The sequence below is a fragment of the Streptomyces ovatisporus genome (genome assembly GCF_042653885.1).
Taxonomy (GTDB): Bacteria; Actinomycetota; Actinomycetes; order Streptomycetales; family Streptomycetaceae; genus Streptomyces; species Streptomyces ovatisporus.
In genome coordinates, this window is record NZ_JBHSFH010000007.1 from 264,622 (window position 1) to 284,084 (window position 19,463).

A 19,463-nucleotide genomic window follows, 5' to 3' on the forward strand; every position below is an offset into this window, starting at 1 on the left:
AACGACGACGCCATGCGCACCTTGACCGAGCGGATCGCCCTTCCCGCGCTGCCCCTGCTGCTGACGGCCCTCCTCACCGGATGCGGCCAGGACACCTACGGGCAGGACGAGAAGAAGCTGCAAGTGGAGAAAGGCGACGAGTTCTCGCTCTCCGTCCCCGTCGAAGCGGCGAGGGGAGAGGACTGGTACCTCGTCTCCCCCGAGCCGGAGAAGGACGTCGTCCGCAGTACCGGCGACCGTGAGGAGACCGAGGGGAGCGACGACGACGGCGGCCAGAGCGCCACGCACTACTTCGACTTCGAGGCCGTCGGCGAGGGCACGACGAGGATCAGGCTCCTCGAGTGTCCCCAGTCGGGCTGCGCCGGAGGAGGCGACGCCGGTGGCGAGGTCTCCCCCTCACCCGTTCCCAGCGGCAGCCCGACTCCCGACGCCGACGAACGCGGCAGGTACCACACCTACGAAGTCACCGTGAAGTGACCTTCTCGACAACCCGGTTGAGGCAGCCATGAGCACCACGCCCACGCCCCCCGCACGCACCGACGACGAACTCGCCGCGCTGGATCCGGCCTCGATGCTGCGTTACGGCCTCTCCTTCGGGGGAGCCCACCGCACGGCGCTCTTCGGCGACGGCGCCATATGCGCGGCCGTCCGCCTCGACCGGCTCGGCGTCCAGCCGCGTGCCGCCGCGTTCGTCGCCAAGATCGTCCGCAGCGGGGGCGTACGGTACGCGGCCGCACTGCCCGCGCCGGTACCCGGTGACGAGGCCGCGGCGCTGGTGCGGTCCTGGCTGGAGTCGGCCTCGGACGTGGCCACGGACCCCGACGGCGACGAAACCTGTGCGCGCTGGCTCGAAGCCGTGGCGGAAATCCTCGTCCTGCGCCACGTCCACCGGCAGCGGTGAGCGGGACGGCCGGACGGCGGGACGACGGGACGGACGGCCGGGGCAGGACGCGCTCGCCGTGGCGGCCGCCGGCCTGACCACACCGCGAACACTCCCTATTACTCCGTTCGACCCGCTGCTGTGGCCCGCGCGATCGCCTTGTCCGAGGCTTGGCCCTGTGGGAGAGGAGCGAGATGGATGATGCTCAGCACTCGAGCCGCCGGGTCGCGGTGAACCTGTCGGAGGGCTTCGGGGAGCGTCTGCTGGGAGAGCTCCTGGACCGTGCACATGAGATGCCGCCGCAGCTGATCGCCCCGCTCGTCGCGGAGGAGATCCACAGGATCGGCGGCAGAGATGTCTCGATCTTCCTGCAGGACTACGAACAGACCCAGCTGGTGCCCCTGCCGGGGCGGGGGCTGGTCGTCGGCTCGGCCTTCCCCATCGACGGTTCGAAGGCGGGTGATGCCTTTCTCCGGAAGACCGTGGTCGAGGACGTCCAGTCCGACGGCGTGCGGATGTACCTGCCCCTCCTGGACGGCAGCGACGAGGTCGGGGTCATGGGCCTCACCCTCGATCTCGTCGAGGAGAACGACCGACGGCTGCTGCGGCGGCTGGCAGGTCTCGTGGCAGATCTGGTGGTCACGAAGCACGCGTACACCGATCGGTTCTTCCAGGCGCGCCGCCGCATGCCCATGTCGCTGTCGGCCGAAGTTCAGTGGTCCCTCCTGCCCCCGCTGTCGATGGACACCCCGCAGGTCGCAATCGCCGGGATCCTCGAACCGGCCTACGACGTCGCCGGTGACAGCCTGGACTACGCCCTCAACGACGACATCCTGAACATGGCCGTCATCGACGCGATGGGTCACGGCCTGAACGCCTCCCTGCTGGCGACCCTCGCCGTCTCGGCCTATCGGCACGCCCGACGGCAGGACGTCGGACTCGAACGGCTGTATGCGTTCATGGACCGGGCGATCGACGAGCAGTTCGGCCCCGACCAGTTCGTCACCGCGCAGATGATGCAGTTGCACGTGGGCACGGGGCACCTGGACTGGGTCAACGCCGGCCATCCCTCACCGTTGTTGATCCGTGGGCACCGGGTCATCGAGAGGCTGGACAGCCCGGGAACCCTGCCCGTCGGTTTCGGAGGCGCCTCCCCCCTGGTTTCCTCCGTGCAACTCAACCGCGGGGATCAGGTCTTGTTCTACACCGACGGTCTTGTGGAGGAACACAGGCTCGGTGGTGAGCAGTTCGGCGAGGACCGCTTGATCGAAACCGTGGAGCAGGTGAGCCCGCTCAACCGGGGTGTACAGGCTCTGGTGCGCAGTCTGTCCCAGACGCTGAAGCGAGAGCGCGGAGGCGTCACCAGCGACGACGCGACGCTCCTCCTGGTGGAGTGGCGCGGCGGCACGGCCGACCACCTCGCCGAGGTGGACTTCTAGCGCAGCATCCACGCTGCGGACGGGAGGTCACGGCTCCGGCACATGCAGCCGGTGAGGCGATGTCAGGGGCAGCGCGAGACATCCGAGGCGGAGAACGAGGACCAGCTGTCCCGCCCCCTCGCACGAAGGGCACGGCTCGATGTAGGTGCGCATGCCGGTCATGCCCGTCATGACGGTCTGGCCGGCGCCGCTCCCGGAGCACGCGGGGCAACGGATGGGAGCGGAGCCACGGTGCACGAGCGAACACCTCCTGGCGGAACCGCTTCCCGCGTGAAGTGTCCAACGACTGTGAGGTGACCCCGGTTACGGATTCGCCGCGTCCGGTCCCCCTGGAGGCGATTCCGGTATCGCCGACTGGGCCGAGAAGTCCTACACCAAGGTGCGGATCGGCGAGACCACCCTCTACGACCTGACCAGGAAGAAGCAGTAGCGATACGCGCACAGCACCGCTTGCCCCAGCGGCCTTCACGGCAGCGGATATGCGTAGCTCAGAGGCGGTCGGTGTCCACTACTGCTGTCGACGAAAGACGAAAACAGAGGCCCCCGGGTTACCCGGGGGCCTCTGTCTGCTGCGCGCTCGGCAGGATTCGAACCTGCAACCTTCTGATCCGTAGTCAGATGCTCTATCCGTTAAGCTACGAGCGCTTGGCCTGCCGACTGTTGATCAGCCGGGGCGGCGTTGCGGGAACAACATTACATGACCGGTGCCCAGAGTTGAAATCTGTTCTCCGCACCCCCACTGAGCTGCGAAAAGGCCTTCCTGAGACCTCCGCTGAACCGACGAAAACCCCGGCCGTGAGAGCCGGGGTTTCGGCGATCTTGGAGATCGGAAGCGGAGGCTGAGGGATTTGAACCCTCGATGGGGGGTTATCCCCAAACCGCATTAGCAGTGCGGCGCCATAGACCAGACTAGGCGAAGCCTCCCGACACCCGCCCGACAGAAGTGAGCGGTGTGTGCAGATGATGGCACAGCCCGGTGGGCTGTCTCCAATCGGCCCCCACCGTACTCGGTTCCGGTGCCGCCGGGCAAAGCGATTGGCGGCACCGACCGCCGATGACCGGGAACGATCCGCCCGTTGGCAGCGCGTCGGCAGCCGACGGGGCCTTCGGCCCCCGTCCTGTCGGGCCGCGCCCGGGACCGAACTGACCGTGACCGTACGGCAGTCCGTCCCGGCCGCGTGTGTGCGGGCACCAGGGGGTGTGCATCCCCGGCCGCCCGGTCGTCCTCCCGTCGGCGCGGCGCCGGTCACCGGGACCACGCCGGGCGGTGGTGCGGGCGGACGGCTCACCGAGCCGGCCCGGCCAGCGACCCGGCGAGCGACTGGGCCAGCGACTGGGCGAGCGGGCGAGCGCGGACGAGGGTGAGAGAGCCGCCCGGTGTGTCATCTCACCCCTGGAGGTCAAGGGGCGCACACAGGTCCACAGGCGCGCTCGGAGATATGCCGGAAACCCCTCACGAGGGGACCGGAGCCCCCATATTCCGGGGATTCCAGGGACCTGACTCCTCCGCTTCCCCCGCCGTTCCACGGCTGCTGCCCGTAGACTCCCCCCTAGTGATACGGCCGGGATCAGCGGCACACTGGCAGCCGTGACCGGACCGGACGGGATCGTGCGGCTGGTTGTCGGCACCGTGGTTATCAGGAAGGGAACGTCGTCGTGAGCAGCAGGCCATCCCGAGGCGCTGCTCGTCTCGCCGCCATACTCGATGCGCTGCCCGATGCGTTGCTGCTCGTCAACTGCAACGGAACGGTGGTGAACGCGAACACCATCGCTCTGGAAGCGTTCGAGACCCCCGGCACCGCACTGGTCGGGCGAGGGCTGCTCGATCTGCTGCCCGAGTTCGATTCGAAGCGGATCCCGGGTTCGATGCGCAGGCCGGACGAGACCGCAGCCGAGCTGCAGCAGCGCCAGCGTCCTACCCGCATGGTGGCCAGGCGCACGGACGGCGCCGAGTTCCCCGTCGAGGTCACCAGCGCCAATCTTGAGGACGGGCGCACGCCGTACGCGTCCGCGTTCGAGGCCGCCTTCGCCGACCACGGTCCCGGTAACAGCTACACGGGGAACGAGCTGTTGATGCTCGTCGTCCGCGACCTCACGGGCACCCTCGACACCGAAGCCGAACTCGCCCGCCAGCAGCGCCAGACCGAGATGATCCTGCGCGCCGCGTCCGAGGGTGTGGTGGGCGTGGACACGGAGGGACGGATCGTCCTGGTCAATCCGGCGGCGGCCCAGATCCTGGGCTACCGGGCCGGCGACCTCGGCGGCAAGGAGCTGCACCCGCTGGTGCTGCACTCGCGGCCGGACGGCAGCCCGCTTCCGTACGAGGAGACGACTCTCCACGACACCCTCAGATCAGGGCGCAAGCACCGGGTGCGCGCCGGGCAGGTGCTGTGGGCGAAGAACGGTCAGGCGGTGCCCGTCGACATCACGACGGCACCCGTGCGCGACGGCGAGCAGCTGGTGGGCGCGGTGGTGACCTTCAGCGACCGACGGGCCGTCGAGTCGCTCGCAGGCCGTCATGATCAACTGCTGGCCGTCCTGCAGGAGTCGCTGCGCAAGCCGCTCGACCAGCTCCGGGACGAGCTGGCCGGGCTGGCCGCCGATCCCGCGGGGCAGCTGTGGCCGGAGGCCAACCAGATCCTGCACCACCTGGCGGCGGGCTACGCGCGTATGACGACGCTCGTGGACAACGTGCTGGCCTATCAGCGCCTCGACGCGGGGCAGGAGAAGCTGCGCCGCGAGACGATCTCACTGGACGGGGTGGTCGCGAACGGCGTCGAGGGCGCGATCGAGCTGATCGGTCCGGGACGTGCGCAGTTCGCAGTCCATGCTCCGCCGATCGAGGCCGAGGTCGACGGCGGACAGCTGGCGACCGCGCTCGCGCATCTGATCGCCGACGTGGCAGGCGTGGACGCGACAGGCAACGCCCCCGCCGCCACAGCGGGGATGGACTCGACCATCGTGGTGGCAGCCGCGCAGCGCGGGGACGTCGTGCGGATCGAGGTGCGCGGCCCGTACAGCGGCGGCAATCCCGTGCACGAACCGATCGTGCGGGGGATCGTGCGGCGGCACGGCGGTGTGCTGCAGACGCACGAGGTCCCCGGCGCGGGCGGCAACGCGTACGTACTGGAGGTGCCGGTCTCGGCGGAGGGCGCGGCGGGCTCCGATGCCGGTGCTGCCTCCGGCGAGAGCGGTGGCGCGAGCAACGGCGGCAACAGCGGCAACGGTTCGGGCGCGCGTCCCCGCGAGGGCCGTGAGAACGAGACGACGGTGATGCCGGTGCCCGCGCAGCCCGTGCGCGGGACCGATGGAGCGACGACGGGGACGCAGCTCTCCGCAGCGGGCGCCTGGACCGGGACGGGTGACGTCTCGGGCAGCGCGCCCGCGGCCGGGATCCCCAGCCAGTTCCAGGCGCAGCAGGGGCAGGACCCGGACCGGCAGCCGCCCACAGGCAGGCGCCGGGGACGTCCGAGCCCGGCGGAGGCACAGCAGGCGGAGCAGTCCGGGGCGCAGGGCGGCGCGCTGGAGATTCCGGCCGCGGGCGGTGACGCAGGTACGGATGCCGGAGCCGCGGTGCCCCAGCAAGGCGGTGCCGGCAGGCCCTCCCGGCGTGCGCTCGCCGCGCCGGCCGGCGGGGGTACGGACGGTGCGGGTGTACAGGACGTCGCCGCCGAGCAGGGCCAGGGCCAGGTGCAGTCGGCCCAGCCCGGCGAGGCCGCGGCAGCCGCCCAGTCACCGGCTCAGGTCCAGCCGGGCACGGGACGGCGTGCCCGCCGCCCGGTGCAGGCACCGCCCGGGCAGGGAGACGCCGCCCCGGCCCCGGCGGCGGGTACCGCCGAGGGGGCCGAAGGAGCGCCCGCCACGGCGGACGGCGGTGCGAGGCCCGCGGGTACTTCCGGCGGCAGGAGAGCGCGCCGTCTCGCACGTGCCCAGGCGCAGGGCCGCGCCCAGGCCGGTGCGGGTACGCAGGGCCAGGGCGTCCAGGTCCCTCCGAACGGGCAGCCGGGTCAGCCCGGACAGGCAGAGGGTGAAGCGGTCCCCCAGGGAGTGCAGTTCGCGGCTCCGCCCGGACAGCCGCAGCCCGGATACGTACAGGCAGGAGCACAGGCGGGAGCACAGGCGCAGGCCGGGGCCCCCGCGCAGAACGGCACGAACGGCACGAACGGCGCCCACAGCCCGGGCGCGGCCGGCACGAACGGCGCCGTCGGCGCGGGAGCCGCGGACACCGGCGAGCAGGTCACGCCGCCCGGGCAGCCCGTCCCGGCGGGCACCGCCGGCCCGAACGGCGTGCAGCCGCCCCAGCCCGTACAGGAGGAGCAGGCGCCCGAGCCGGAGCCCGAGCCGCAACCCGTGGACCTCTCGGTGGTCGCCGCCAGCCCGATCCTCGGCGGCGGGCCGCTGCCGCCGGACACTCCGCAGCCGCAGGGTCCGCCGATGCCGGGCGCGCCCAGCTTCCCCGACGGCGGGCAGTCGCCGTACGAGACCGGACACCATCAGGTGCGGACGCTCGGGCAGGGCGTGCCGTTCACCTACGGGGGCGGCGACCAGACCGGCGCCTACTCCTTCGGCCCGTCGGGGCCCGCTCCGGTTCCCTCGGCCACACCGGCGCCGGCGACGGCCATACCGACCACTCCGTCGACACCCGGGTCCGGCAGGCGCCGCAAGCTGGCGGCTCCCCCGCAGCCGGGCGGTCAGCCGGACGGTCAGCCGGGCGCACAGCAGCCGGCGCCTCAGGGTCAGGCAGGAGCACAGGCGCAGGCGGCACCCGCCGCACCGGCACCGGCCCGGGAGTTCACGATCGAGGCTCCGGCTGCGGGCGCTGGTGAGGGGCCCGAGCCGCTGGACGGTCCGAACAGTCCCGTGGAGATGAGCAACGGGCGCGGCGTACCCGTGCCGCCGCAGGCCGTCGACGACGAACTGCCGCCGGAGCCGCTGGACAATCCGCGGCGGCTACTGGTGTGGCCCGAACCGGAGGCGTCGACTCAGCAGGCCCTGTCCGCGCGTGGCTACCGTCCCGTGCTCGTGCACTCCCGCGAAGAGGTCGATGCGCAGGCCGGGACCTATCCGGCCGCGCTGTTCGTCGACCCGCTCACCGGACCGATCACACGTACGGCTCTGCAGTCGCTCCGGACCGCTGCTGCGGCCGCAGAGGTCCCGGTGCTCGTCACGGCAGGGCTCGGGCAGGCGACCCGGGAGGCCGCATACGGCGCCGACCCCGCAGTGCTGCTGAAGGCGCTCGCACCGCGCGACAGCGAACAGCATCCGCCGCGGGTCCTGCTGATCGAGGAGCGGCCTCCGGTCGCGGGCGCGCTGGCAGCGTCCCTGGAGCGGCGCGGCATCCAGGTCGCCCACGCCCCGACCGACACGGACGCGGTGACCATCGCCGCCCGGATGCGGCCGAACCTGGTCGTGACGGATCTGATGCAGGTGCATCAGCGGCGTGCCGGTCTCATCGACTGGCTCCGGTCGAACGGCCTGCTCAGCCGCACGCCGTTCGTCATCTACACCTCTGCCGGCATGAACCCGGCCGAACTGCCACGGCTGACGACCGGTGAGACGGTGCTCTTCCTCGCCGAGCGCGCGACGAGCGACCAGGTGCAGCACCGGATCGTCGACCTGCTGACGCAGATCGGCACACGCTGACGCACAGTTCGACGGGCCACGGTCTCCGCGCGTTGACCTGCCGTGACGGGACGTGAGTTGCACTGAGCCGACGTGCGGCGAAGCAGAGCGCTGCGGTGCGGTACGCCGCTGGGCAGCCGGACAGGGGACGGACACCCCGAGCGCCCGTCCCCTGTCCCCGTTCCTCTCGCAGCCGCTCCCTGCCCGGACCCGCACCGATGCGGAACCGGGGTACGGAACCGATGAGGAACCGGGGTACGGGGCCGGGGTACGGGACGAGCTCCTCAGAGCTTCGTGACGTCCAGCTCCCCCGCCGCGTACTGGCCGCGCAGCACCTTCTTGTCGAACTTCCCCACACTCGTCTTGGGTACCGCCGGCACGACCGCCCACCGCTCCGGCAGCTGCCAGCGCGCGATGCGCTCGGCCAGGAAGGCCCGCAGCTCCTCGTAGCCGACGTCGCCCGCGTCCTCCTTCAGGACGACCGTCGCCAGCGGGCGCTCGCCCCACTTCTCGTCGGGAACCGCCACGACGGCGGCCTCGGCGACGGCTTCGTGCGCCATCAGCGCGTTCTCCAGCTCGACCGAAGAGATCCACTCGCCGCCGGACTTGATGACGTCCTTGGCGCGGTCGGTGAGCGTCAGATAGCCGTTCGGGGTGATCACACCGACGTCACCCGTGCGCAGCCAGCCGTCCGGGCTGAACTTGTCCTCCGGCCTCAGCGGCTCACCCGTCGCCCCGCCGTAGTAGGCGGCCGCGATCCACGGTCCCCGCACCTCCAGCTCGCCGGGCGACTCTCCGTCCCACGGTGCGAAGGAGCCGTCCGGCGCCGCGAGCCGCGCCTCCACTGAGGCGGGGAAGCGGCCCTGGCTGATGCGGTACGGCCACTCGTCCTCGGCGCTGAGCCCGGCGGGCGGATGGGCGAAGCTGCCGAGCGGCGAGGTCTCCGTCATGCCCCAGGCGTGGCACACGCGCACGCCGTGCTCGTCCTCGAACGCGCGCATCATCGCGGGCGGGCAGGCGGACCCGCCGATCGTCACGCTGCGCAGGCAGGAGATGTCGCGCGGCTTGTCCGCGAGTTCGGCCAGGAGCCCCTGCCAGATGGTGGGGACCGCCGCGGCGTGCGTGGGACGCTCGGACTCGATCATCTCCGCGAGCGGCCCCGGCTGCAGGAAGCGGTCGGGCATCAGCATGTTCACGCCGGTCATGAAGGTCGCGTGCGGCAGCCCCCAGGCGTTGACGTGGAACATCGGGACGACCGGCAGTGTGGTGTCGGAGTCCGTGAGCCCCATCGACTGGGCCATGTTGACCTGCATGCTGTGCAGATACATCGAGCGGTGGGAGAAGACGACGCCCTTGGGATCGCCGGTCGTCCCGGACGTGTAGCACATGGCGGCGGCCCGGCGTTCGTCGAGCTCCGGCCAGTCGTAGGCGGTGGGACGTCCCCTCAGCAGCGACTCGTACTCGTGCACTGCCGGGCGGCAGCCCTCCAGTACGGAGGTGTCACCCGCGCCGACGACCACGATGTGTTCGACCGACTCCAGGCCCGGCAGCAGCGGAGCGAGCAGCGGCAGAAGCGAACCGTCGACCAGGACGACCCGGTCCGCCGCGTGGTTGACGATCCATACGAGCTGGTCGCTGGGCAGCCTCAGGTTGAGGGTGTGCAGGACGGACCCCATGGAGGGTATGGCGAAGTACGCCTCGACGTGCTCGGCGTTGTTCCACATGAGGGTCGCCACCCGGTCGTCCTCCACGATCCCGAGTTCGTCGCGCAGCGCGTGCGCGAGCTGGGCGGCGCGTGCGCCCGTCTCCCCGAAACTCTGTCTGCGCGGCCCGCCCTCGTCTGTCCATGTGGTGATCTGCGACGCCGCGTGGACGGTCGAACCGTGACGCAGGATGCGCGAAACGAGCAGGGGTACGTCCTGCATGGTGCTCAGCATCGGGGGAGCCTCCCGGGGGGCGGTTACGCATGGGTAATCGTGGCGCTGATTGTGCGTGCGTACCGACTGGTATGTCACTACCCCGTCCCCGATTCGGCTCCTGGTGCGGGGTGGGGCGGGTGCGGGTACGGGTACGCGGCAGCGGCAGCGGCAGGGTGGGGCAGGGCGGACGGGCGGCTGCCGGTTCGGATGGGCGGCCGCGAGGGCCGCCGTCAGGCTGCGGCGAGTTCGTCTCCCCGCTCTCCGCGCGCGGGCGCCGGACCGTCCTCGGCCGCCGATTCACCCAGCACGTCCATCGCGAGCTGCGGGTCCTCCCGGAGCTTCACAAGCGCCCGCGACACCGCGCTCTTGACCGTGCCGACGGAGACGCCCAGCACCTCGGCCGTACGCACCTCGCTCAGATCCTCGTAGTACCGCAGGACGACCATGGCGCGCTGCCGGGCGGGCAGTCTGAGAACGGCGTGCCACATCGCGTCACGCACCGCCTGCGCCTCGGCGGGGTCGGGACCGTCGTACGGCTCCGGCTCGGGCAGTTCGTCGCAGGCGAACTCGTCGACCCGGCGCTTGCGCCACTGCGACGTGCGGGTGTTGAGAAGTGCTCTTCGCACGTAACCGTCGAGTGCGCGGTGGTCCTCGATGCGCTCCCAGGCCAGATAGGTCTTGGTGAGGGCCGTCTGCAGCAGGTCTTCCGCATCGCACGGATCGGCTGTGAGCGAGCGGGCGGTGCGCAGCAGCACCGGACCGCGCGCCCGCACGTACGACGTGAACGTCAGCGGCGTTCCCGTCGATGAGGCGTTCCCGGCAGGCCGGACAGTCCCAGGCGTGGTCATGGCTCAACGCTAGGAGCGGACGCCGTCGCACGGATCGCCCGAAGGTCCCGAAGGCACCTCCCCCTCTGGGCGGAGAGGTGGTGACCGCCCCACCTCCGTAAGGTGGACACGGTCGTCCGCGGGAATCAGGGTGGCTCAGGGGCGCGTGTACGGGGCCACGTTCCGGCCGGGGGCGTACGAGGCGGACGGGGCTTCGGGGGTCTCTCGGTGACCGGGGTCTTTCGGTGACCGGGGTCCGTCCGCCGCAGGCTCATCGCCGGCTCACCTCACGACGGCTACCGGCGCGTCCACGAGGTTGCGGTCGATGTTCAGACTGTGCCCGCCGTACGTCCGTCGCACGTTCCCGTCGTACTGATGGATGCGCCGGTGCGGCTTCCAGGCGTCCCTGGCGATGTACTTGTCGTTGTTGAGGGACGGCTTCACCCGCCACCGTGCGAACCACAGCATCTCCGGCAGGTTCTTCCTGCCCGCCTTGCGCGCGCCCTCCATGTGTTCGATACCCGAGTCGCTGCTGCTGTAGAAGCCGGGGAGGTAACCCGCCTTGCGCACGGCCCGGTTCCAGCCCTGGATGAAACGGAGCGTGGTGATGGCGCACGCGGTGTTCGAGTTGTTGTAGGCCTCCATGTCGAGGTAGACCGCGCTGCGCTTGCCCAGTCCCAGCTTCTTGGCCTGGCGCACGGCGTCACGGCCTTCGGTGCCCCCCTGCTCGGCGGGCCGGCGGCGGGACATGGTGAACGCGCGCTTGTTGCTTGCGCGGACGCAGTACGACTGGGAGCCGACGTAGAGGGGCAGCAGCTTCCAGCCGGTCGCGTCGGCCTTCTGCACCCAGTCGGCGTCGAGATGGGGCTGGTCGGTGCAGGCGCGGGCGCGCCCGCCGATGTAGACCCCGACCGCCTTGAAGGGGGAGGTCCCGTACCAGGCGCGCATGAGGGCGGACGACGGTGTGCGGCACGTGTCGAAGGCCTGCCCCTTGAAGATCTTCGCGCCGAGTGCGCGGGGGTCGCCGCCGGAGAGGTGCCGGCTCCGCCCCGAAGTCGGCCCGGGGGAACGGCCGTCGGCCACCGCCGGGGCCAGGTCCGCGCCGAGGAGCGCGGTGAGGACCGCGAACGGGACGAGCACTGTGCGGGAGAAGCGCTTCGTGTGCCACATGAGAGTGAGTGAAAAGGCTGCGCGCGATCCGTCCGCTGAGGCTCGCCAGATGCTGAGGCGGTTTCAACCGTCTGGTCCGTTCATATGGCGATCGGGTACGCCGCGTGCTCGCGCCTGCCGCATGGAGCGGTGCCTGCCCGGGGCTCTGTGGAAACGGCTGTGCCCGGTCAGCGGGAGTCCGGCCGCAGGCAGCGGCGGCCCAGGGGCTTGAGTTTGGCCTGGTCGACGTAGCCGGTGACCTCGCTGCCGACGACGTGGCCGTAGTCGCGGAAGCGGTACGGGGACGAGGCCGGGGCGTCGTCGAGGCCGAAGAGGTCGTCGGCGCGGACGTCGCCGATGTCGTTGCGCCTGCCGTCGAGGATGTCGCCGTCCTCGAGCACGCGGTAGACACGCGTCGGACGGCAGGAGCCGCCGCTGCTCGGGTCGGAGGCGGAGCGGGAGACCCCGGCACGGGGATTCCCGTCGGTGACGGCCTCGCCGTCACCGCCCGTCACGAGCGTCTGGACCGCGATCACCACCCCGGCGGCGAGCAGCACGGCTGCGCCGGCCGCCAGCGCCGCCCGTCGGGGTGAGGTGCCCGGGGTGAGGCCGCGTGACAGGGTCCGCCGGCCGTCACCGCGTACGTCGTTCCGCTCCGTGGAGACGGGCACGGCGGCGGGCTCGGCGGCGGGCTCGGCCGCGGGCACGGCGTCAGGCACGGCGTCGGATTGGTCCGTGGATGCGGCGCGCAGCGCGGTCTCCGCCCGCTCCCGCTGACTGCCGAGTTGTTGCTGCTGCCGGGGCGTGAGGCCGGCGATCCTGCACAGTTCGGCGAAGGTGTCCGCGGGGATGATCTCCTGGCCGTTCAGGTAGCGGGAGACGGGTGACTTCGTCAGATGGAGCGCCGCGGCAAGCTCGCGCTGGTTCAGCTGCGTCCTCTCCAGATACACCTGACGGAGCGCCTCCGTGAACTGCGCGACCGGCTCGGGCAGTTCGGGTGACAGCGGCTTCAGCGGACGTCTGCCTGGCGCGGACACGTCCCTCCTTCTCCCTCGTCCCTCGTTCTGGTCCCTCTGCGCTGGTCAGCGCCCTGCGCGCGGGAGGGACGTCCCTCACCGGGCGGAGGCCCTGGCAACCGCGGGGACAGGACCGAAGAATCAACTCGATGCGCGGCCCGGGCACTTGGCTGCACCACACCGACCGGTGCCTGCCGGGATCCGGAGGCATGCTCTCACGCGACGAGCAGCCGGAGGGATCGAAAACGTGGCCTGCACGGGGAGCGCGCCACTCAGTCAGAAGCGACCGCGTCCACGGGACGCGATTTTCCGGAAAGAGGACGATGACCGTGCCAAGGAAGCTGCCACTCGCCGTCTCGGCTGCCGTACTCACCGCACTGGCCGCGGCACTGACCCTGCTGCCCGAGTCCGCGCAGGCCGCGGTGAACCGGTACCAGATCCAGGCCAACTCGCCCAAGCCGACGGTGTGCGACAACCACGGCACGATCCCCGCCGGCACCTGGCTGCAGAACAAGCCGTGCGGCTACTTCATCGGCACGGCGATGGCCGGCTCGGCCTTCGACGTGCACGAGACCACTGCCAAGGACTACCACTACGGGCACAACTACGGCGCCAACAACCTCTGCGCCTGGATCCCGCCCGCGGCTCTCAGCGGCTCCCCGTCCGGTTCCGCCGACCCGTCGTGCAGTGCCGAGACGCGTGAGCGGATCAGTCACCGCAAGTCCTTCGGGCTGGACTTCAACGCCGGCGCGCACGACGCGACCGACGGCAGCCCGGTCTCGGTGGACCCGGCCTGCGGGGGCGGGGCGTACTACAACTTCTACAACTCGAGCGACTACAGCGACGGGGCGCTGCGCGACCCGGCCGGTGCTCCGTCGGGTGAAGTCAGCTACCGCTTCACGACCAAGGGGGCCAACCCCGCAATCGTGGTACGGGACGCCAACCTGGGATGGGTGTTCATGGACCGTGACTGCGTGACCGACTGGCGGGGCCTGGCCTTCAACAACGAGGACGACTGAGCCTCCGGCTACCGGCCCGCCACCTCGGGCACACCCGCGGGGCCTGCGCCGGGCCGCACCCGTATGACGACGCCGACAGGGGCGCCGGTCGTCCGACCGGCGCCCCTGTCCGTCAGCCGGAGAACTGCGCCGACTGCGCCTCCGCAAGCGGAGCAGCCCTACGTGACCGCGCCCGCCGTCAGTCCGGCGACGATTCGGCGCTGGAAGAACAGCACCAGGATCACCAGCGGAACGGTCACGAGCACTCCGGCGGCCATCTGGCTGCCGTGCGGTGCGATGAACTGCGACGCGCCGGTGAACTGCGAGACCGCGACCGGAGCAGTCTGCATGGACTGCTTGTTGGTCATCGAGACGGCGATCAGGAACTCGCCACGGCCCGGACTCCTCCATCGCACCCCCCACCGCGAACTCGGACGGGCAGCTGTGTCGTTAGTGTTGTCGGACGACCTGAAGCCGACGGTCCACCGGGTCCCCATGCCCGTCCGCCGAAGGGACTCCATCGCCGCACCGCGGCATTGACCACAGCCGCACCGCGGCCCCGACCATCGCCGCACCGCGGCATTGACCACAGCCGCACCGCGGCCCCGACCATCGCCGCACCGCGGCAGCGAATACCGCCGCCCCCGACTTGAGGGTGGGTTCCGGCAAATCCGGGGCAGGCACATGCCGAAGCCCCGAGTCCGCGCACAGCACCGGCCCATGACCTCACCCCTCCACCCCTGACCTCCACAGAGACCGACCGGATACACAGCCCTGCCCGAACCCGGATTCACGCCCCCACTCCGCACGGCCGCCTCCTGAGGACGGCAGCGAGCCGTTGTCCGCCGACGGGTGCTCAGCCGCGCCCGGACCCCGGGCCCGCCCGTGCGCCGTACGGCATGCACCGTGCGGCATGCGGCGGCCCGGACAACCGAATAACGAGATGACGGAATACAGGACAGAACCCACCGCACCGCACTGCGAGGATTCACAGTGACCGACAGCACCGCACCACACCGCCAGGCCGGCCCCGACTGGTGGCGGCAGGCCGCCGTCTACCAGATCTACCCCCGCAGCTTCGCCGACTCCGACGGTGACGGCCTGGGCGACATCCGGGGCATCACGTCCCGGGTGCCCTACCTCGCCGAACTGGGCGTCGACGCCGTCTGGCTGAGCCCCTTCTACCCGTCGGCGCTCGCCGACGGCGGTTACGACGTGGCCGACTACCGCGACGTCGACCCGCGGCTGGGCACGCTGGACGACTTCGACGAGATGGTCGCCGAGGCCCACCGCTTCGGCATCAAGGTGATCATCGACATCGTCCCGAACCACACGTCCAACGACCACGAGTGGTTCCAGGCGGCCCTGAGCGCCGGCCCCGGCTCGCCCGAGCGGGACCGCTACGTCTTCCGCCAGGGCAAGGGCGAGAACGGCGAACTGCCGCCCTCCGACTGGCAGTCCAACTTCGGGGGGCCCGCCTGGACGCGGCTCCCCGACGGCTGGTGGTACCTCCACCTCTTCGCCCCCGAGCAGCCCGACCTGAACTGGGACAACCCCGAAGTACGCGCCGACTTCGTCAGGACGCTGCGCTTCTGGTCGGACCGCGGCGTCGACGGCTACCGCATCGACGTGGCGAACGCCCTCGTGAAGGACCTCTCCGAGCCGCTTCGCGACGTGGGCGACGCCCCCATCGAGCAGCAGATGGAAGCAGTCGAGGACGGCCAGCACCCGTTCCTCGACCGCGACGAGGTGCACGAGATATACCGGGAGTGGCGCGGCGTCTTCAACGAGTACGACCCGCCCCGCGTCGGCGTCGCCGAGGCGTGGGTGAAGAACGAGCGCATGGTGCTCTACGCACGTCCCGAGGGACTGGGCCAGGCCTTCAACTTCGACTACCTCAAGACCGGTTGGTCCGCCGCCGAGCTGCGTTCGGTGATCGACGTCTCGCTGCGCACGGCACAGTCGGCGGGCGCGTCGGCGACGTGGGTGCTCTCCAACCACGACGTGATCAGGCACGCGTCACGTCTCGCCGTCCCCGAAGACGCCGACGCCGAGGCCTGGTTGCTCAGCGGCGGCACCCGCCCCCGGCTGGACGCCGAACGCGGGCTGCGCCGGGCCCGGGCCGCGACCCTGCTGGAACTGGCCCTGCCCGGTTCCGCCTACATGTACCAGGGCGAGGAGCTCGGACTGCCCGAGGTCGCCGACATCGCGGAGGCGGACCTCCAGGACCCCGTGTGGGAGCGCAGCTCCCACACCCGCAAGGGCCGCGACGGCTGCCGCGTACCGCTTCCGTGGAAGCGCGAGGGCGTCTCCTTCGGGTTCGGCGGCACGCCCTGGCTGCCGCAGCCCCCGTACTTCGGCGAACTGTCGGTCGAGGCTCAGGAGGGCCAGGAGGGCTCCACGCTGGAGCTGTACCGGGAGGCACTGCGGCTGCGGCACAAGCTCGTCGGCTCCGACGAGTCGATGCAGTGGGTCGGCGACTCCGGGTCCGGGGACGAGGACGTGCTGCACTTCGTACGCCCCGACGGCTGGCACTGCATCACCAACTTCAGCACGGAGACGAAGCCCCTGCCGGAGGGTGAAGTGCTGCTGAGCAGCGGCGCGCTCGACGGTGAAGGGCTGCCCGGCGAGACGACGGTGTGGCTGCGCCAGGGCTGACCCGACCGTCCGCGGCGTAGCGCTGCGGCGTTCCTGCACGGACAGCACGGCACGGCAGGCCGGAGGGGAGCCGAAAGGTCCCCGGGACGGTCTGCCGTGCCGTTGTGCGTACGGGCGTCAGGGCGTACGGGCGTCGGGGCGTGCGGGCGTCGGGGCGTGCGGGCTGACGGCGTCCGGGGCTTGCGGGCCCGTACCGGGGGCCGGTACGGGCTTACTCGTCGACGAAGAAGCTGTCGTGCTGCACGCGGAAGTCCTCCAGCTCCTGGCCGCCCCGGCGCGTCATCTCGGCGACCCGTTCGAAGTAGTCCTCGCGGGGTGCTCCGGGGGAGAAGAGCAGCAGCAACGACACGGGATCGTCCGAGGTGTTCTTGAACGCGTGCAGGCCGCCCACCGGCACGTACAGGAAGTCCCCCTCCCGGCCGGTGATCCAGCGCTCGCCGTCGAAGAGCTGCATCTCGCCGGAGAGGATGTAGAAGGACTCGGAGATCGAGCGGTGGAAGTGCGTGCTCGGTCCGGGCGAGCGCGGCCCCATCTCCACCTTGTACAGGCCGAATTCACCCCCGGTGCTCTCCCCTGTCGCCAGGTAGTGCGTCCTGTTCCCCGTCCCGGACGACAGTTCCGGCTCCGCGGCGGCGGACCTGAAGGTGGCGTTGACCTCGCCGCCTTCGCCGAGGTAGCGGGGTGGGGGATACGTCAGATGCGACATCGCGCCCTCCTTGTCTCCATTGCCTCGATTCTCGTCCCTTCGGTACCGCCGCGGCATCGGACCTGCGACCGGATGGCGGTACGGCGCAAGGCGGAGCGCGGGGCCGGGGCCATGGGCCGGCTTCCGTCAGCCCATGGGCACCGGCCGCCCCTCCCGTACGGACTCGTAGGCGGCCAGCGCGATGCGCAGCGACCGCAGCCCCGCCTCGCCGTCGGCGACCTGCACCGCGCCGTCCGCGGCTCCGTGGAGGAACGTCCGCACCATCGCCTCGTCCAGGTCCGCGCCCCAGGGCAGCAGCACGCCACGGCGGTTCCGCTCGTCGAAGCCGGAGACGACCTGCCCGAAGGCGTCCATCTCCACCGTGGCGCTCTCACCCACGAGCTGGAGTTCGAGGCCGCCCCAGGTGGGGTGGTGGTCCGGGTGGCTCCAGCTGCAGTCGATGGTGGCGACGGCGCCGTTGTCGTAGCGGACGGTCACGAGCCCGGCGGTGTCCACCTCCACCTCGCCCTCGTACATGAGGTTGTTGCTCTGCGCGTACACGTCGACGGCACGCGCGCCCGCGAAGAGCTCGTCGAGCAGATCGGCGATGTGGACCGTGTGGTCCATCATCGCGCCGCCGCCCGCCAGCCGCGGGTCGACGAACCAGGCACGGGCCCCGGCCGGGAGGCTGCCGTTGTTCGCCCCGGCCACGGTGAGCACCCGGCCCGTCCCTCCGCTGCGCACCGCCTCGCGCAGCGCCGCATAGGCGGGGCTGAAGCGGACGGGGTAGGCGACGCCCAGCCGTACGCCCGCCTCCCGGCAGGCGGCGACCATCGCTTCGCCGTCCTCGACGGTGGTGGCGAGCGGCTTCTCGCACAGCACGTCCACGCCGTGCTTCGCCGCGAGTTCGACGAGCGCGCGGTGCCGGGAGTTCTCGGACGCGACGATGACGGCGTCCGGCCCCCAGTCGAACAGGGCCTGAGAGGTGGGCACATGGCTGACTCCGAGCTGCTCCGCCAGCGCGCGTCCGCGTACTTCTCCGGGCGGTGCCGAGTCACCGTCGGGATCACTCGTGAGGAGGTCGACACCCGGCATGTCGCGCAGCAGCCGCGCGTAGCCGGCCGCGTGTACGTGGGCGAAGGACAGCACTCCGACCTTCAACGGGCCACCTCCTGGGATGCGTTCCGGACCTGTGCTTTCGCCTGTGCCCCTGCCTGTGCCTGCGAGCCGGGGCCTCTCCCCTGTTCTGGCGGCCGCTGGGCGGCGGGCCCGGTCTCCACGGACGCGCCCGTGCGGGCGGACTCGGCCGCTGCGACCGCGATCCGTACGGCCTCCAGCCCGTCCTGCGCGGTCACCCGCGGAGCGGGGCCGCCTGCCACCGCCGCCGCGAACTCCCGCAGCTCGGTGAGGAAGGGGCTCTCGGTCAGGTTCGTCGCGGGGATGCCCTCGCCCTCCGACGCGCCGCCCCGGGAGATCACCCTGAACGCCTTGGTCTGCGCGGAGTCGTGCTGCAGTACGCCGTCCCGTCCGGCGATGCGGAACGTCGTGCGGAACTGGGCGTCCGGCAGCCCCCAGACCCCGTGCACGTGGCTGACCGCTCCGGAGGCGTGCGTGAGTACGGCCGTGGCGGCGGCCACGCAGCCCGCCGGCGCGGGTGCCTCCTGATGGCCGCGGACGTGGGCGTGTACGCGTACGACCTCACCGGCGAGCAGCCTGGCGAAGTCGAAGTCGTGGATCATCTGGTCGACGAGGATGCCGCCGGAGAGCGTGGGGTCGGCGAACCAGGGCGACCACACCGGGTACGTGCCCGTGCGGGTGAAGCGGAGCACGGCGGGCCGACCCACGGCTCCGCGGGCGACGGCCTCGGCCATGGCGGCGTACTCGGGGAAGTACCGCACCACGTGCGCGGGGAAGAGCAGGACGCCCGCGCGGTCGGCCTCGGCGATCATCTCCTCGACGTCCCCGGGTGTGAGGGCGAGCGGCTTCTCGCAGGCGACGTGACGTCCCGCGCGCAGTGCGGTGAGCGCGACCTCGCGGTGGGTGTGGGTGGGTGTGCAGACGTCGACGGCTTCGCTGCTCTCCAGCAGTTCGTCGAGCGTGCGGGCGACTCCGACCTGGCCTTCCGGGTGCTCCGCGGCGAGCCGCGTGCCGCTGTCGTCGGGGGTGAAGAGGGTGACTCGGGCTCCCAGCTCCAGCCAGGCGGGCAGATGAGCGCGGGCGATACCGCCGGCGCCGATCAGCCCCACTGCGAGTTCCGGCATAGGGATACG

At 71.3% G+C, this 19,463-nt stretch carries 14 protein-coding genes and 2 tRNA genes; 6 read left to right on the top strand and 10 right to left on the bottom strand.

What is annotated here, in order from left to right:
• Positions 1-12: 12 nt before the first annotated feature.
• The 3 genes from ACFPA8_RS15000 (at position 13) to ACFPA8_RS15010 (ending at position 2,319) form a co-directional block, all read left to right on the top strand.
• Positions 13-477, top strand: coding sequence for a protease inhibitor I42 family protein (locus tag ACFPA8_RS15000; RefSeq protein ID WP_386448248.1), 465 nt, complete (start codon positions 13-15; stop codon positions 475-477).
• Between the two features lie 28 nt (positions 478-505).
• A complete protein-coding gene (locus ACFPA8_RS15005) occupies positions 506-901 on the top strand; it encodes a hypothetical protein (RefSeq protein WP_386448251.1) in 396 nt (131 codons plus the stop codon).
• A gap of 173 nt (positions 902-1,074) precedes the next feature.
• Positions 1,075-2,319, top strand: a complete 1,245-nt coding sequence (locus tag ACFPA8_RS15010) for a PP2C family protein-serine/threonine phosphatase (protein ID WP_386448253.1) — start codon at positions 1,075-1,077, stop codon at positions 2,317-2,319.
• Between the two features lie 572 nt (positions 2,320-2,891).
• Here the strand turns inward: ACFPA8_RS15010 and ACFPA8_RS15015 are convergent.
• A tRNA-Arg gene (locus ACFPA8_RS15015) sits at positions 2,892-2,964 on the bottom strand.
• Positions 2,965-3,152: 188 nt separating this feature from the next.
• Positions 3,153-3,243, bottom strand: a tRNA-Ser gene (locus tag ACFPA8_RS15020).
• Positions 3,244-3,975: 732 nt separating this feature from the next.
• Between ACFPA8_RS15020 and ACFPA8_RS15025 the strand changes: the two genes are divergently transcribed.
• On the top strand, positions 3,976-7,962 hold the full coding sequence (locus ACFPA8_RS15025; RefSeq protein ID WP_386448256.1) for a PAS domain-containing protein: 3,987 nt from the start codon (positions 3,976-3,978) through the stop codon (positions 7,960-7,962).
• Positions 7,963-8,225: 263 nt separating this feature from the next.
• Here the strand turns inward: ACFPA8_RS15025 and ACFPA8_RS15030 are convergent, their stop codons facing one another.
• The 4 genes from ACFPA8_RS15030 to ACFPA8_RS15045 form a co-directional block, all read right to left on the bottom strand.
• The gene (locus tag ACFPA8_RS15030) at positions 8,226-9,878 is read right to left on the bottom strand and encodes a long-chain fatty acid--CoA ligase (protein ID WP_386448258.1); all 1,653 of its coding nucleotides are present in this window, start codon (positions 9,876-9,878) and stop codon (positions 8,226-8,228) included.
• A gap of 212 nt (positions 9,879-10,090) precedes the next feature.
• Entirely contained in the window at positions 10,091-10,708 is a 618-nt protein-coding gene (locus tag ACFPA8_RS15035) for a SigE family RNA polymerase sigma factor (RefSeq protein WP_386448261.1), read from the bottom strand.
• 261 nt (positions 10,709-10,969) lie between these two features.
• Positions 10,970-11,857, bottom strand: coding sequence for a DUF1906 domain-containing protein (locus ACFPA8_RS15040; protein ID WP_386448263.1), 888 nt, complete (start codon positions 11,855-11,857; stop codon positions 10,970-10,972).
• Positions 11,858-12,024: 167 nt separating this feature from the next.
• Complete coding sequence (locus tag ACFPA8_RS15045) at positions 12,025-12,873, bottom strand: helix-turn-helix transcriptional regulator (RefSeq protein ID WP_386448266.1); 849 nt, start codon at positions 12,871-12,873, stop codon at positions 12,025-12,027.
• Positions 12,874-13,175: 302 nt separating this feature from the next.
• Between ACFPA8_RS15045 and ACFPA8_RS15050 the strand changes: the two genes are divergently transcribed.
• Entirely contained in the window at positions 13,176-13,871 is a 696-nt protein-coding gene (locus ACFPA8_RS15050; RefSeq protein WP_386448269.1) for a hypothetical protein, read from the top strand.
• 158 nt (positions 13,872-14,029) lie between these two features.
• Here ACFPA8_RS15050 and ACFPA8_RS15055 read toward each other — a convergent pair whose 3' ends face one another.
• Entirely contained in the window at positions 14,030-14,266 is a 237-nt protein-coding gene (locus tag ACFPA8_RS15055; protein ID WP_386448272.1) for an ABC transporter permease family protein, read from the bottom strand.
• Between the two features lie 577 nt (positions 14,267-14,843).
• On the opposite strand from ACFPA8_RS15055, the gene ACFPA8_RS15060 reads away from it, so the two are divergent.
• A complete protein-coding gene (locus ACFPA8_RS15060) occupies positions 14,844-16,508 on the top strand; it encodes a glycoside hydrolase family 13 protein (protein ID WP_386448275.1) in 1,665 nt (554 codons plus the stop codon).
• Positions 16,509-16,719: 211 nt separating this feature from the next.
• Here ACFPA8_RS15060 and ACFPA8_RS15065 read toward each other — a convergent pair whose 3' ends face one another.
• From ACFPA8_RS15065 to ACFPA8_RS15075, 3 genes are all read right to left on the bottom strand, one after another.
• The gene (locus ACFPA8_RS15065; RefSeq protein WP_386448278.1) at positions 16,720-17,214 is read right to left on the bottom strand and encodes a cupin domain-containing protein; all 495 of its coding nucleotides are present in this window, start codon (positions 17,212-17,214) and stop codon (positions 16,720-16,722) included.
• A 126-nt stretch (positions 17,215-17,340) separates the two neighbouring features.
• Complete coding sequence (locus ACFPA8_RS15070) at positions 17,341-18,354, bottom strand: Gfo/Idh/MocA family protein (protein ID WP_386448281.1); 1,014 nt, start codon at positions 18,352-18,354, stop codon at positions 17,341-17,343.
• Positions 18,351-19,454 (bottom strand): Gfo/Idh/MocA family protein, encoded by a 1,104-nt coding sequence (locus ACFPA8_RS15075; protein WP_386448284.1) that lies wholly within the window; start codon positions 19,452-19,454, stop codon positions 18,351-18,353. The genes ACFPA8_RS15070 and ACFPA8_RS15075 overlap by 4 nt, the downstream gene beginning before the upstream one ends.
• Positions 19,455-19,463 lie beyond the last annotated feature (9 nt).

Excerpts from the sequence above, each read along its gene's own strand:
- ACFPA8_RS15000 (WP_386448248.1), top strand. The coding sequence starts at position 13 with ATGCGCACCTTGACCGAGCGGATCGCCCTTCCCGCGCTGCCCCTGCTG.
- ACFPA8_RS15005 (WP_386448251.1), top strand. The coding sequence starts at position 506 with ATGAGCACCACGCCCACGCCCCCCGCACGCACCGACGACGAACTCGCC.
- ACFPA8_RS15010 (WP_386448253.1), top strand. The coding sequence starts at position 1,075 with ATGGATGATGCTCAGCACTCGAGCCGCCGGGTCGCGGTGAACCTGTCG.
- ACFPA8_RS15030 (WP_386448258.1), bottom strand. The coding sequence starts at position 9,878 with ATGCTGAGCACCATGCAGGACGTACCCCTGCTCGTTTCGCGCATCCTG.
- ACFPA8_RS15035 (WP_386448261.1), bottom strand. The coding sequence starts at position 10,708 with ATGACCACGCCTGGGACTGTCCGGCCTGCCGGGAACGCCTCATCGACG.
- ACFPA8_RS15040 (WP_386448263.1), bottom strand. The coding sequence starts at position 11,857 with ATGTGGCACACGAAGCGCTTCTCCCGCACAGTGCTCGTCCCGTTCGCG.
- ACFPA8_RS15050 (WP_386448269.1), top strand. The coding sequence starts at position 13,176 with ATGACCGTGCCAAGGAAGCTGCCACTCGCCGTCTCGGCTGCCGTACTC.
- ACFPA8_RS15065 (WP_386448278.1), bottom strand. The coding sequence starts at position 17,214 with ATGTCGCATCTGACGTATCCCCCACCCCGCTACCTCGGCGAAGGCGGC.
- ACFPA8_RS15075 (WP_386448284.1), bottom strand. The coding sequence starts at position 19,454 with ATGCCGGAACTCGCAGTGGGGCTGATCGGCGCCGGCGGTATCGCCCGC.